This is a genomic window from Bradyrhizobium sp. 23AC (assembly GCF_054863025.1).
In genome coordinates this window covers 79931-93866 of the sequence record NZ_JAVAYN010000023.1, presented here as the reverse complement: position 1 = coordinate 93866, position 13936 = coordinate 79931, and the positions used below count along the sequence as shown (strand labels likewise).

The window sequence follows — 13936 nt, the reverse complement described above, 5'->3', positions numbered from 1 at the left end:
TTAATGACGTGGCCGCGCCGGACAAGCCCGTATCGCCGAATTGAACGGATTGTCGCACTCCTCGCGTCGCGGTAGCGATAGGCCGGCCACGAACAGAGAGCAGGGACATGCCCGACTTCGATCCGACCCAGCATCGCATGATCCCCACGCAACGCTGGTTTGAGGATTTCGTCATCGGCGAACGCTTCGTGCTGCCGAGCCGCACCCAGACCTCGGCGATATTCGCCGCGTTCCAGACCGCGAGCGGCGACACCCATCCCGTCCACTATGACGTGGAATATTGCCGCAGCCGCGGCATGCCGCATCTGCTCGCCCACGGTTTCCAGACGCTGATCCACACCGCGCCGGGCGCCGGCCTGTTTCCGTTCATGGTCGAGGACTCCCTGGTCGGCTTCCTCGAGCAGTCGAGCCGGTTCCTCAAGCCCGTGTTTGCCGATGACACCATCTATCCCGCGCTCGAGGTCACCGAGCTGGTGCCGGGCCGCACCACCGGCGCGGTGACGCTTCGCAGCACCGTGTTCAACCAGCGCAAGGAGCTGGTGCTGGAGGGGATGCAGAAATTCCTGATCCGGCGCCGGCCGACTGGTTAAGCAAGGGGCGAAATCGCGAGAAATTCGGCCGATTTGCGGGTCTATCCGGGTTGCCGGAGGGGGCCGGCTGGCCTACCTATGGCCCATGAAATTCCTCGACGAAGCAAAGGTCTATATCCGCTCTGGTGATGGCGGGAACGGCTGCGTGGCGTTCCGCCGCGAGAAGTTCATCGAATTCGGCGGTCCCTCCGGCGGCAATGGCGGCCGCGGCGGCAACGTCATCATCGAGGTCGCCGATGGCCTCAACACGCTGATCGATTACCGCTACCAGCAGCACTTCAAGGCCCAGAAGGGCGAGAACGGCTCAGGTTCGGACCGCCACGGCGCCAACGGCAAGAACATCGTGCTGAAGGTGCCGATGGGCACGCAGATCTTCGACGAGGACCGCGAGACGCTGATCCACGACTTCACCAAGGTCGGCGAAAAGTTCGTGCTGGCCGAGGGCGGCAATGGCGGCTTCGGCAACGCGCATTTCAAGACCTCGACCAACCGCGCGCCGCGCAACGCCAATCCCGGCCAGACCGGCGAAGAGCGCTGGATCTGGCTGCGGCTGAAGCTGATCGCGGATGCCGGTCTCGTCGGCATGCCCAATGCCGGCAAGTCGACCTTCCTGTCCAAGGTCAGCGCGGCGCGGCCGAAGATCGCCGACTATCCCTTCACCACGCTGCATCCGCAGCTCGGCGTCGTGAATGCCGACGGCCGCGAATTCGTGCTCGCGGACATTCCGGGCCTGATCGAAGGCGCGCATGAAGGCACCGGTCTCGGCGACCGCTTCCTCGGCCATGTCGAGCGCTGCCGCGTGCTGCTGCATCTGATCGATGCGACCTGCGAGCACGCCGGCAAGGCCTACAAGACGGTGCGCAAGGAGCTCGACGCCTATGGCGGGCTGCTCACCGACAAGATCGAGATCGTCGCGCTGAACAAGATCGACGCGGTCGAGCCGGACGAACTCAAGAAGCAGAAGGACCGGCTAAAGCGCGCCGCCAAGAAGACGCCGCTGCTGCTGTCCGGCGTCACCGGCGACGGCGTCAAGGAAGCGCTGCGTGCACTCGTCGAGGTGATCGGCGAGGCCCCGGTGTCGGCCAAGGCCAAGAGCGCTGCCGAAGCGGAGCCGTGGTCGGCTTGAACTCTCTCGTCGTCCCTGCCTAGTGCGCAATTGCGCACGGGGCGCAGGGACCCATACCGCGTGATCTCTCGATGCGGATGGTCGTATACCGAACTTCTAATCTTCGCCAAACTCCTCCCTGTGGTTATGGGTCCCTGCTTTCGCAGGGACGACAGTGGAGGATGGGGCTACGCGTACGCGCATCACCGGCTTGTCTTCGCCCCTCCGATAGCGCAGCATCCAGCAATCAAGAAAATGCAGGGATGACGCATGCCGCGCGCGAAGAATGTTCTCTGGATCATGTGCGACCAGCTTCGCTATGATTATCTCGGCTGCACCGGCCATCCCACGCTGAAGACGCCGAACATCGACGCCATGGCCAAGCGCGGCGTGCTGTTCAGCAAGGCCTATGTGCAATCGCCGATCTGCGGCCCGTCGCGGATGTCGTTCTACACCGGCCGCTACATGCGCTCGCACGGCTCGCACTGGAACGGCTGGCCGCTGCGCGTCGGCGAGCCGACGCTCGGCGATCACCTCAAAAAGATCGGCGTGCGCAACGTGCTGGTCGGCAAGACCCACATGGCCCCTGATATCGAAGGCATGAAGGCGCTCGGCATCCCCCCGGAATCGATGATCGGCGTGCACGTCGCCGAATGCGGTTTTGAGCCGTATGAGCGCGACGATGGCCTGCATCCGACCGGCCGCCCGCGCCCGAAATACGACGAATATCTGCGCCAGCAGGGTTTTGAAGCGACCAATCCCTGGGAGCATTGGGCCAATTCAGGTGCGGCAGAGGACGGCTCGCTGCAGAACGGCTGGCTGCTGGTGCATGCCGACAAGGCCGCGCGCGTGCCGGACGAGCATTCCGAAACACCCTACATGACGCGGCGCGCGATGGACTTCATCGGCGAGGCCGAGACCGATGGCCGGCCGTGGTGCCTGCATCTGTCCTACATCAAGCCGCACTGGCCCTATATCGCGCCAGAGCCCTACGCCAGCATGTATTCGACCGATGACATGATCCCGGTGATCCGCTCGGAGCGCGAGCGGCAAAATCCGCATCCGGTGTTCGGCGCCTATATGGACATGCGCTACTCCCGCAACATGGCGCGCGACGATGCCCGCGAGAAGGTGATCCCGACCTATATGGGCCTGATCACCCAGATCGACGACCAGATGGGCGTGCTGATGAAGTTCTTAGGTGAGCGCGATCTGCTGGAAACCACCATGATCGTGTTCACTTCCGATCACGGCGACTATCTCGGCGATCACTGGATGGGCGAGAAGGACCTGTTCCACGAGCAGTCGGCGAAGATTCCGCTGATCGTCATCGACCCCTCGAAGGAAGCCGACGCCACGCGCGGCACGCGCAGCGATGCGCTGGTGGAGGGAATCGACCTCGCGCCGACCTTCGTCGATTATTTCGGCGGCAAGGTGCCGGGTCATATCCTCGAAGGGCATTCGCTGCTGCCGCTGCTGCGCGGGCCGACACCGCCGGACTGGCGCAAGGTCGCGTTCTCCGAATACGACTACGCCATGCAGGACGTGCGGCTGAAGCTGAACCAGCCGATCGAGCGCTGCCGCCTCTTCATGGTGTTCGACGGCCGCTGGAAATACATCCACGCCTCCGGCTTCCGCCCGATGCTGTATGACCTCGAGACCGATCCGGAAGAGTTTGTCGATCGCGGCGACGACCCCGAATGCGCCGGCATCATCGCGCGGTTGCAGGCCGAGCTGTTCGACTGGGCGCTGCATCCGAGCGGTCACATCACCACGCCCCCCGAAAAGATCGCCGCCTATGCCGAGAACCAGCTCCAAGTGAAAGGCGGCTTCCTGATCGGCATCTGGGATGAAGCCGAGCTTGCCGCGATCAAGGACGGAATAGCGCAGCGCGCGAAGATGTGAGTGAGCGGAGCGCAGCTCTCTCAACTCGTCATGCCCGGGCTTGACGGTCGAGTGTGGAGCGCGAGCGAGACCTAATTCTCGATCTTGTAGCCCGTCGCCTGCACGATCGGCCGCCAGAACGCGATATTCGCCGCGAGCTGTTTTGACAGGCCTTCCGCCGTGCTGCCGACCGGGATCAGGCCGATGGCGGCGAGCTTGTCCTTCACCTCCGGCTTGGCCAGCATCGCGACCGCGGCTGCGCTGAGCTTTTCGGCAAAATCCGGCGGGCTGCCGGCGGGGAGCCACATGCCGTACCAGCCGTCGGCAACGAGATCGATACCGCTTTCCTTCAGCGTCGGCACATCGGGGACGAACGGCGAGCGCTCTGCGCTTGCAATCGCGAGGATCCTCACACCGTTGGCACGATGCTGCGCGATCGCATCGGATACCGTGGTGATGCCGAACGGCAGATGGCCGGCGATGAGATCATTCATGACAAGCGCGCTCCCGCGATAAGGCGCCCGGGTCATTGAAAGACCAAGGATCTGTTCAAGTCGCCATCCGAGGAAGTGCGGGATGTTGCCGCTGCCTGGTGTCCCATAGGCGGCCTTTGCGACATTTGCCCTCAACCAGGTGACGAGTTCACCAAAACTACCCACCCCGATCGCGGGACTTGCAACGACGGCAAACTCGAAGCGAACGAGTTGCGACACGGGGACGAAATCCCTGGCCGCGTCGAAGCTCGGTTGATTCTCCACCATCGGCAGCAGGTACATGGTCGGACCGGTCGTCACCAAGATTGTATTGCCGTCGGAGCTTGCGCCCTTCACGGCCCTGATTCCGATCAACCCGTCACCACCGGTACGATTCTCGACGATCATGGTTCGCCCAAGCGGGGCGCCGAATTGCTCGGCGATGAGACGACACAAGGCATCACCGCTGCCGCCTGCCGCGAACGGGAAGATGATGCGCGTCAGCGGACCGGATTGAGCATGTGCGCCACTGGCCTGCGCCAGCAAGGGCAGCGAGAGGCCTCCGGCGATGAAGCTGCGTCGGTCCACGTCATCCTCCCTCGTTATTGATTATTCGAGGCATAGACTGCCCGGGCCTTGGCCGACAAGGGCGCCGTTAGGCCTATTTACCGGCTCCGCTGCCTTGCGCCGGCCACCGTCCTGCTGCAAAAGCTAGCCGCATCGGCGCCGCCCTTTTTCGCTCCGCCGGACCAACGACAGAGCAATTTGACGACCGCCATGGCCAGCCCCGAACTCAGTCAATTCCGCCGCATCGTCGTCAAGGTCGGCTCCGCGCTGCTGGTCGATTCCGACAAGGGCGAGGTGCGGGCGTCCTGGCTCGCCGCGCTCGCCGACGACATGGCCAAGCTGCACCGCGAGGGACGCGACGTCCTCGTCGTCTCCTCCGGCTCGATCGCGCTCGGCCGCAGCCGCCTCAAGCTGCCGCGCGGCCCGCTCAAGCTGGAAGAGAGCCAGGCCGCCGCCGCCGTCGGCCAGATCGCGCTGGCGCGGATCTGGTCCGAGGTGCTCGGGGCGCACGACATCGGTGCCGGCCAGATCCTGGTGACGCTGCAGGACACCGAGGAGCGCCGCCGCTATCTCAATGCGCGCTCCACGATCGGCAAGCTGCTGGAGTGGCGTGCGATCCCCGTGATCAACGAGAACGACACGGTCGCCACCAACGAGATCCGCTACGGCGACAATGACCGGCTCGCCGCGCGCGTCGCCACGATGGCAAGCGCCGACCTGCTGGTGCTGCTGTCCGACATCGACGGACTCTATGACGCCCCGCCGAAGAACAATCCGAACGCCAAGCTCATTCCGGTGGTCGAGAGCATCTCCTCGGAGATCGAAGCCGTGGCGGGCGACGCCGAGTCCGAGCTGTCGCGCGGCGGCATGCGCACCAAGGTCGAGGCGGCCAAGATCGCGACCACCGGCGGCACGCATATGCTGATCGCCTCCGGCAAGATCGAGCATCCCTTGCAGGCGATCGCCGACGGCGGCCGCTGCACCTGGTTCCTGACGCCGGCCAATCCGATCACCTCGCGAAAGCGCTGGATCGCGGGCACGCTGGAGCCGAAGGGCACGCTGACCATCGACGCCGGCGCAGTGACGGCGCTGCGCGCCGGCGCCAGCCTGCTGCCGGCCGGCGTGATCAAGGTCGAGGGCCAGTTCGCCCGCGGCGATGCCGTGATCGTGCGCGGCCCCGACACCAGCGAGGTCGGCCGCGGCCTGATCGCCTACGACGCCGAGGTCGCCGAGCGGATCAAGGGCCGCTCCTCCCCTGATGTGATGACCATCCTCGGTATCAGCGGAAGATCGGAGATGATCCACCGCGACGATCTGGTGGTGGGCGGATAAGGGCCGCTGCGGCCCTTTTGCTGAGCCAGTGGCCTAGCCGCCGCGCGGCTTGGGAGACCTGCCATACCCTCCCGACCCTTCGCAGGCGCGGGATTTCCGTGCTAGGACACCGCCTTAGCAGAAGGTTTTGACCCCAATGGCCGCCCCCCTCAAAGCCGTCGACGGCAATGCCGATCTCCAGGCGCTGATGTCCGATCTCGGAACCCGTGCCCGCGCTGCCGCGCGCGTGCTGGCGCTGGCGCCGCCGGAGCAGAAAAACCGGGCGCTGGAAGCCATGGAGCGGGCGATCCGCGCGAGCTCTGCGGCGATCCTCGCCGCCAATGCCGAGGACGTCGCGGAAGCCCGCGCCTCCGGCAATGCCACATCCTCCTTCATCGACCGCCTGACGCTGACGCCGGCGCGCATCGAGGGCATGGCCGAGGGCATCGACATCGTACGCGGCATCGCCGATCCCGTCGGCATCGTCACCGAGAGCTGGCAGCGGCCGAACGGCATGAGGATCGAGCGCGTGCGCGTGCCGCTCGGCGTCGTCGGCGTGATCTTCGAGAGCCGTCCGAACGTTGCGGCCGACGCCGGCGTGCTGTGCCTGAAGTCCGGCAATGCCGTGATCCTGCGCGGCGGCTCGGACAGTTTTCGGTCCTGCCGCGCGATCCATGAATGCCTGGTGCAGGGCCTGCGCGAGGCGGGCCTGCCTGAAGCTGCGATCACGCTGGTGCCGACGCGCGACCGCGCGGCAGTCGGCATGATGCTCTCGGGCCTGAACGGCGCGGTCGACGTGATCGTGCCCCGCGGGGGAAAAAGCCTCGTCGCGCGCGTCGAGCAGGAAGCGCGCGTGCCTGTCTTCGCGCATCTCGAAGGCGTCAACCACGTCTATGTCGATGCCAGCGCCGACCTTGCCATGGCGAAGTCGCTCGTGCTCAACGCAAAAATGCGCCGCACCGGGGTCTGCGGCGCGGCCGAGACGCTGCTGGTCGATCGCGCCGCGGCCGGCAAAAATCTGAAGCCGCTGGTCGAGATGCTGATCGAGGCGGGCTGCGAAGTGCGCGGCGACGAAACGGTGCAAGGGACGGATGCGCGCGTAAAACCTGCGAGCGACGACGATTGGGACACCGAATATCTCGACGCGATCATCGCGGCGAAGGTGGTCGACGGCGTCGATGGCGCAATCGCGCACATCCAGAACCATGGCTCGCATCACACCGATGCGATCGTGAGCGCGGATGAGGCGGCCGCGAAGAAATTCCTGAGCGAGGTCGATTCCGCGATCGTGCTGCACAACGCCTCGACACAGTTTGCCGATGGCGGCGAGTTCGGCTTCGGCGCCGAGATCGGGATTGCGACCGGCCGCTTCCACGCCCGCGGCCCTGTTGGCGCCGAGCAGCTGACGAGCTTCAAATATCGCGTTCACGGCACCGGACAGACGCGGCCGTAAGCAACGTCGCGGGGCGGGCATTGAGCAACAATTTCGTCGTGCCGCGTTTCGTGGCGCAAGCGGTCCCACCCCACACGGAGGGCATGCGCATCGGCCTGCTCGGCGGCTCGTTCAATCCGCCGCATCAGGCGCACCGCGCGATCAGCCGGTTCGCGCTCCAACGATTGCAACTCGATCGCGTCTGGTGGCTGGTGACCCCAGGCAATCCGCTGAAGGAGAACGGCAATCTGCATGAGCTCGGCGAGCGCATGCGGGCCGCGCGCGACGTCGCCGATGATCCCCGGATCGAGGTCAGCTGTCTCGAATCCGTCATCCGCACCCGCTACACTATCGACACGATCAACACCTTGCGCCGCCGCTTCTCGGGCCTGCGCTTTGTCTGGATCATGGGCGCCGACAATCTCGCTCAATTCCATCATTGGCAGGACTGGCGGCGCATCGCCGGCCAGGTGCCGATGGCAGTCATCGATCGCCCGCCGCAGAGTTTTCGCGCCCTCGCCTCCCCCGCAGCCCAAGCGCTGGCACGCTACCGCCTGCCCGAGAACAAGGCGGCGCTGCTTGCGGATCGAACAGCGCCCGCCTGGGTGTTCCTGACCGGATTGAAGCTGAATCTGTCCTCGACGGGCTTACGGAACCCGGACGGGAGCTGGAAAGGTACAATGTGAGGACGAGGGCGTGGATGTGGTGTGGGCTTTCGCCTCTCTGGCATATTGAAACCCTTAACCCCACATGATGTAGTGTAACCAGTGAGCGCTGGATTCGGCGTTCGCGATACAGTGAAAGGAATGGTCCCTGACCACATCTGTATTGTCCAAGTCAGCTTCGACGAAGTCTGTTTTACCCAAGGTTGCCAAGCCGGCGCGTAAAACATCAGCCAAAGCTGCGGTCTTGAAGGCGCAACCCGACGCCGACAAGACGCTGAGCCTGATCCTCTCCCGCCTCGAGGACATGAAGGCGGAAGAGACGGTCACCATCGACCTTCGCGGCAAATCGGCGTACTCCGACTACATGATCGTCACCACCGGCCGGGTGAACCGGCACGTTGGCGCGATCGCGGAAAACGTCGCCAAGGGCCTCAAGGAAAACGGCATCAAGAACATCCATGTCGAGGGCTTGCCCAATTGCGACTGGGTGCTGATCGATTCCGGCGACGTGATCGTGCACGTGTTCAGACCCGAGGTCCGTGAGTTCTACAATCTCGAGCGATTGTACACGCAGGGCCCAGGGGCGGCGAAGGCGATCTAGGCTGATCGAGCCGATTTCGAATCGGCTGACGCGCATGCTAGCGTCGTGCGCGCGCCATTTGCGCGCGGTCTTGAAAACACGACCCTGAAGATATCAGACCCCTGAAGATATCATGCGCGTTGCTGTCATTGCGGTGGGCCGGCTGAAGCAGGGCCCCGAACGGGAGCTTGCCGACCGCTATTTCGAGCGGTTCGACGAGGCCGGCGGCAAGCTCGGATTCCGCGAGCTCCTGGTCCACGAAATCCCCGAGAGCCGCGCGCGCGACACCGCGACGCGGATGACCGAAGAGGCCGCCGCGATCTCCGCGCATATTCCGGACAAATCGATCCTGGTGGCACTGGACGAGCGCGGGCAAAATCTCGACTCCACCGTATTCGCACGGCATCTCGGACGCTGGCGGGACGAAGGTGCCGGACATACTGTCTTCGTGATCGGAGGGGCGGACGGACTTTCGCCCGAATTGCGCCGTAAGGCCAAGCTCGCGATTGCGTTCGGCTCTGCGACCTGGCCGCACCAAATGGTCCGCGTCATGCTTCTGGAACAGCTTTATCGGGCCGCCACCATTTTGGCCGGCCACCCCTATCACCGCGCGTGATGCGCGCCACAACGAGCACCTTTGCCGACACGATGCGAGCGCCGCTCCTCAACCTGTTGCTGATCACAAGCGTTGCCGGCGCAAGCCTCGCGCAAGCCCAGACCGCAGCGCCGGCGCCCCAGACAGCCGCCGTCTCGCCTGACGCCATCAAGCAGCGCGAGCAGGAGCTGGAAGCCGCGCGCGCCCGGCAGAAGAGCGCGGAAGAGGCGCAGGCCAAGCTCAAGGCCGAGATCACCTCGCTCGGCCAGGACCGCACTCAGCTCAATCAGCAGCTGATCGACACCGCCGCCAATGTGCGCAGCGTGGAGACCAAGATCGACGAGACCGAAACGCGTCTGCGCACGCTCAACGGACGCGAGCAGGCGATGCGCACCTCGCTCGATTCGCGCCGTGCCGACATCGTCGAGGTGCTGGCGGCGTTGCAGCGGGCCGGACGGCGCACGCCGCCGGCGCTGCTGGTGCGGCCCGAAGATGCGCTGCAATCACTGCGCACGGCAATGCTGCTCGGCGCCGTGGTGCCGGAGCTGCGCGGCCGCGCCGAAAAGATCGCAAGCGAGCTCGGCGAGCTCGTGGCCTTGCGCAAGAATATCGCCACCGAGCGCGACCAGCTCGCCTCCGATCGCGACAAGGTCAGGAGCGACCAGACCCGGCTCACCGCCCTCGTCGACGAGCGGCAGCGCCAGCAGGCGGCACGCGAGAAGGACCTCGATGCCGAGAATTCGCGCGCCATCGCGCTTTCGAGACAGGTCGGCGATCTCCAGGGGCTGATCACCAAGATGGAGCAGGATCTGCAGAGCGCCGCCAAGGCGGCCGAGAAGGCAGCCGAGGCCGCACGGCAGGCCGAGGCCAAGGCGGCCGCCAGTGCCAGCGCGAGCGCCAAGTCCGGGCCGGGCGTGTTCAAGGACCGGTCCCGGACCACCCCTGCGATCGTCTTTGCCTCCGCCAAGGGTCTCCTGCCTCTTCCAGTTAACGGTAACAAGATCAGGGATTTCGGCGGTTCCGACGGGGTCGGCGGGGTCCAGAAGGGCATTTCGCTGGCGACCAAGCCCGGCTCCCAGGTCACAACGCCGTGTGACGGCTGGGTGGTCTATTCAGGCCCGTTCCGCAGCTATGGACAACTCTTGATCCTCAACGCCGGGGGCGGGTATCATGTCCTGATCGCCGGGATGGAGCGCATTTCGGTCAACATCGGACAGTTTGTGCTCACGGGGGAGCCGGTTGCGACGATGGGATCGACCTCTCAGGTCGCCTCCATTCTCGCGACGAACGCGAGTCAACCTGTGCTGTATGTCGAGTTCCGTAAGGACGGCACTCCAATCGATCCAGGCCCATGGTGGGCCGCAAATGAAGGCGAGAAGGTTCGCGGATGATGCGCAAGACTTCAGTAATCCTCCTCAGCGCGGCCACCGGCGCGGCGCTGATGCTGTTCGTGACCCAGCCGCGCGCGGTGTTCATGGGCTCCAGCGCGCGAGCCGCCACCGCAGACACCTATCGCCAGCTCAATCTGTTCGGCGACGTCTTCGAGCGCGTGCGCTCCGACTATGTCGAGAAGCCCGACGACACCAAGCTGATCGAATCCGCCATCAGCGGCATGCTCACCGGCCTCGATCCGCATTCGAGCTACATGGATGCCAAGAGCTTCCGCGACATGCAGGTGCAGACCCGCGGTGAGTTCGGCGGCCTCGGCATCGAGGTCACGATGGAAGACGGCCTGATCAAGGTGGTCTCGCCGATCGACGACACCCCGGCTTCGCGTGCCGGCGTCATGGCCAACGACATCATCACCAATCTCGACGACGAGGCGGTGCAGGGCCTGACCCTGAACCAGGCGGTCGAGAAGATGCGCGGCCCGGTCAACACCAAGATCAAGCTCAAGATCATCCGCAAGGGACAGGACAATCCGATCGACGTCACCCTGGTGCGCGACAACATCCGCGTCCGCTCGGTGCGCGCGCGCGTCGAGGCCGACGACATCGCCTATATCCGCATCACCACCTTCAACGAGCAGACCACCGAAGGCCTGAAGCGCGAGGTCGCCAACCTCTCCAATCAGATCGGCGACAAGCTGAAGGGCTACATCATCGACCTCCGCAACAATCCGGGCGGCCTGCTCGAGGAAGCGGTCACCGTCTCCGACTCGTTCCTGGAGAAGGGCGAGATCGTGTCGACGCGCGGGCGCAATGCCGAAGAGACCCAGCGTCGCACCGCGCATTCGGGCGATCTGACCAAGGGCAAGCCGGTTATCGTATTGGTCAATGGCGGCTCGGCCTCGGCGTCGGAGATCGTCGCCGGCGCGCTGCAGGACCACAAGCGCGCGACCATCGTCGGCACGCGCTCGTTCGGCAAGGGCTCGGTGCAGACCATCATTCCGCTCGGAAGCGGCAATGGCGCCCTGCGGCTGACCACGGCGCGCTACTACACGCCGTCGGGCAAGTCGATCCAGGCCAAGGGCATCGTGCCCGACATCGAAGTGCTGCAGGACGTGCCGGACGAGCTGAAGTCGCGCACCGACACCAAGGGCGAAGCTTCGCTGCGCGGCCATCTCAAGAACGACGGCGACGAGAAAACCGGCTCGCAGTCCTACGTCCCGCCGGACGCCAAGGACGACAAGGCGCTCAAGCTCGCCGACGACTTGCTCCACGGCATCAAGAACAGCGCCTCCGCCGCGCCCACCCCGGGCGGCGACAACAAGGCCACGACCGACAAGCCCAAAGCGGCGAACTAAGTCGGCGTATCCACGCGATCCCACGAAAGGGCGGCTCCTCGGAGCCGCCCTTTTGCTTGGAACTCCTGGTTGCTGATAACTCCTGGCATCCCCGGCCTATCCCGGCCTGCCGCCGCTTGACCCCGGCGTGGTATCGTCATTGGCAGTGATTCGGGATCGCGCATGACTGAAACGGCCGATGATCTGAGCGCCCCGCTCGGACAGGACAAGCCGCGCCGGAAACGCCGGCTGCGGCTGCCGTTCACGGCCATGCAGGCGCTTGCCGTGCTGCTCGGCCTGTTCCTCCTCACCTTTGCCGGCTTCGCCATCTTCAACAAGGATCCGCTCGGCGGCGAGCCGATGACGCGGATCGCCATCCGCGAGAACGGCGCCGACAAGGCTCCCGCCGAGAAGCCCGCCGCCGGCCACGGCCAGGACAGCAAGCAAGACGGCAAACACGACAGCCAGGAGACGCCGAAGCAGGCCGCTCCCGGCGAGCAGAAGACCGTCACCATGATCGACGGCTCCACCGGCGCCCGCCATGACGTGGTGATCGGCGAGGACGCAGGCGACAAGGCGGGGGCGGCTTCGGCCCCGCCGCCGGTCATGGCCGGGATCAATCCAAAACTGCTGGAGAAGTCACGCTACGGCATGATCCCGGTGGTCGCCGACGGGCTGAAGCCGTTCAACGTCTATGCGGCGGACGCCGATCGCGCCAAGGCCGCCAAGATGCCGGTGGTCGCCATCGTGATCGGCGGCCTTGGCGTCGGCGCCGCCAAGACCACCGATGCGATCATGAGGCTGCCGGCAGCGGTGACGCTGGCCTTCACGCCCTACGGTACCGATCCCGGCAAGCTCGCCGAACGGGCCCGCGCGCAGCGCCACGAGATCTTCCTCCAGATCCCGATGGAGCCCTACGACTTCCCCGACAATGATCCGGGACCGCAGACGCTGCTGACCTCGCTCAGCGCCGACCAGAACATGGACCGCCTGTTCTGGCATTTCAGCCGGATGCAGGGCTATGCCGGCATCACCAATTTCATGGGCGCCCGCTTCATCGCGACGGAGCCGGCGATGCAGCCGATCATCCGCGAGGCGGCCAAGCGCGGCCTCGGCTTCTTCGACGACGGCTCCTCGCCCCGCAGCATCGCAGCCCAGGCCGCGGCGAACCAGGCCATGCCGTTCGGCAAGGGCGACATCGCGATCGACGTGGTGCCGACCCCGACCGAGATCGACCGCGCCCTGAACAAGCTCGAATCGGCGGCACGCGAGCGCGGCGCGGCTGTCGGCACCGCCTCCGCCCTTCCCGTCTCGATCGAGCGCATCGGCGCCTGGACCAAGACATTGGGCGACCGGGGTATCCTTTTGGTGCCATTGACAACCGCGATGCTGAAATCAAAATCCAGCTAAATCAACGGATTGGTACGGCACGGGTCCCGCGGGACCGGTCAAGCCTTACCGACAGCATGCGAGAGGTCTGGCGGAATGGCGCGTTACGAGGATCTGCCCTACCGGACCTGCGTCGGTGTGATGCTGATCAACACAGAGGGACGGGTGTTCATCGGCCGCCGCGCCGGCGGCATCGAGCATGTCGACGACACCCATGTCTGGCAGATGCCGCAAGGCGGCGTCGATCCCGGCGAGGACACCTGGGACGCCGCGAGGCGCGAGCTCTATGAGGAGACCAGCGTGCGCTCGGTCGAGCGGCTCGGCGAGGTCCCGGACTGGCTCACTTACGACATTCCGCGCACGGTCGCCGGGCGCGCCTGGAAGGGCCGCTATCGCGGCCAGCGCCAGAAATGGTTCGCCGTGCGCTTCACCGGCAAGGACAGCGAGATCAATGTCGCCAATCCCGGCGGTGGCGGCCACAAGGCCGAATTCGTGAGCTGGCGCTGGGAGCCGATGAAGAATCTGACCGGGCTGATCATTCCCTTCAAGCGCCCGGTCTATGAGCGCGTGGTGCAGGAATTTTCCGCGCTGGCGGAGGATTGACCTCCACCGTCATTCCG

The 13936-nt window shown here is 65.3% G+C and carries 13 protein-coding genes; 12 read left to right on the top strand and 1 reads right to left on the bottom strand.

The annotated features are described in order from the left end of the window. Positions 1-107 precede the first annotated feature (107 nt). The 3 genes from RAD10_RS35655 (at position 108) to RAD10_RS35645 (ending at position 3600) form a co-directional block, all read left to right on the top strand. Positions 108-590, top strand: a complete 483-nt coding sequence (locus tag RAD10_RS35655; protein ID WP_461621099.1) for a MaoC family dehydratase — start codon at positions 108-110, stop codon at positions 588-590. An 85-nt stretch (positions 591-675) separates the two neighbouring features. Then, the gene (gene obgE, locus RAD10_RS35650) at positions 676-1716 is read left to right on the top strand and encodes a GTPase ObgE (protein WP_461621098.1); all 1041 of its coding nucleotides are present in this window, start codon (positions 676-678) and stop codon (positions 1714-1716) included. A 249-nt stretch (positions 1717-1965) separates the two neighbouring features. Beyond that, entirely contained in the window at positions 1966-3600 is a 1635-nt protein-coding gene (locus RAD10_RS35645; RefSeq protein WP_461621097.1) for an alkaline phosphatase family protein, read from the top strand. 71 nt (positions 3601-3671) lie between these two features. Here RAD10_RS35645 and RAD10_RS35640 read toward each other — a convergent pair whose 3' ends face one another. Then, a complete protein-coding gene (locus RAD10_RS35640; RefSeq protein ID WP_461621096.1) occupies positions 3672-4640 on the bottom strand; it encodes a Bug family tripartite tricarboxylate transporter substrate binding protein in 969 nt (322 codons plus the stop codon). Positions 4641-4829: 189 nt separating this feature from the next. Between RAD10_RS35640 and proB the strand changes: the two genes are divergently transcribed. The 9 genes from proB to RAD10_RS35595 all read left to right on the top strand — a co-directional run bounded on the left by proB (position 4830) and on the right by RAD10_RS35595 (position 13919). Then, positions 4830-5951 carry a glutamate 5-kinase gene (gene proB, locus RAD10_RS35635; RefSeq protein ID WP_028139195.1) on the top strand — a complete coding sequence of 374 codons (1122 nt, stop codon included), beginning with the start codon at positions 4830-4832 and terminating at the stop codon, positions 5949-5951. A gap of 136 nt (positions 5952-6087) precedes the next feature. Continuing rightward, positions 6088-7383 carry a glutamate-5-semialdehyde dehydrogenase gene (locus RAD10_RS35630; protein WP_461621095.1) on the top strand — a complete coding sequence of 432 codons (1296 nt, stop codon included), beginning with the start codon at positions 6088-6090 and terminating at the stop codon, positions 7381-7383. Positions 7384-7403: 20 nt separating this feature from the next. Further along, positions 7404-8048, top strand: coding sequence for a nicotinate-nucleotide adenylyltransferase (locus RAD10_RS35625; protein ID WP_461621094.1), 645 nt, complete (start codon positions 7404-7406; stop codon positions 8046-8048). A 223-nt stretch (positions 8049-8271) separates the two neighbouring features. Then, the gene (rsfS, locus tag RAD10_RS35620) at positions 8272-8628 is read left to right on the top strand and encodes a ribosome silencing factor (protein ID WP_018318847.1); all 357 of its coding nucleotides are present in this window, start codon (positions 8272-8274) and stop codon (positions 8626-8628) included. Between the two features lie 112 nt (positions 8629-8740). Continuing rightward, positions 8741-9223 carry a 23S rRNA (pseudouridine(1915)-N(3))-methyltransferase RlmH gene (gene rlmH, locus RAD10_RS35615; protein WP_461621093.1) on the top strand — a complete coding sequence of 161 codons (483 nt, stop codon included), beginning with the start codon at positions 8741-8743 and terminating at the stop codon, positions 9221-9223. Between the two features lie 32 nt (positions 9224-9255). Then, a complete protein-coding gene (locus RAD10_RS35610; protein WP_461621092.1) occupies positions 9256-10593 on the top strand; it encodes a murein hydrolase activator EnvC family protein in 1338 nt (445 codons plus the stop codon). After that, positions 10590-11948, top strand: a complete 1359-nt coding sequence (locus RAD10_RS35605) for a S41 family peptidase (RefSeq protein ID WP_018318850.1) — start codon at positions 10590-10592, stop codon at positions 11946-11948. Before RAD10_RS35610 ends, RAD10_RS35605 begins: the two co-directional genes overlap by 4 nt. Before the next feature lie 162 nt (positions 11949-12110). Continuing rightward, the gene (locus RAD10_RS35600; RefSeq protein ID WP_461621091.1) at positions 12111-13337 is read left to right on the top strand and encodes a divergent polysaccharide deacetylase family protein; all 1227 of its coding nucleotides are present in this window, start codon (positions 12111-12113) and stop codon (positions 13335-13337) included. Positions 13338-13412: 75 nt separating this feature from the next. After that, a complete protein-coding gene (locus RAD10_RS35595) occupies positions 13413-13919 on the top strand; it encodes an RNA pyrophosphohydrolase (protein ID WP_091964923.1) in 507 nt (168 codons plus the stop codon). The last annotated feature ends 17 nt before the right edge of the window (positions 13920-13936 follow it).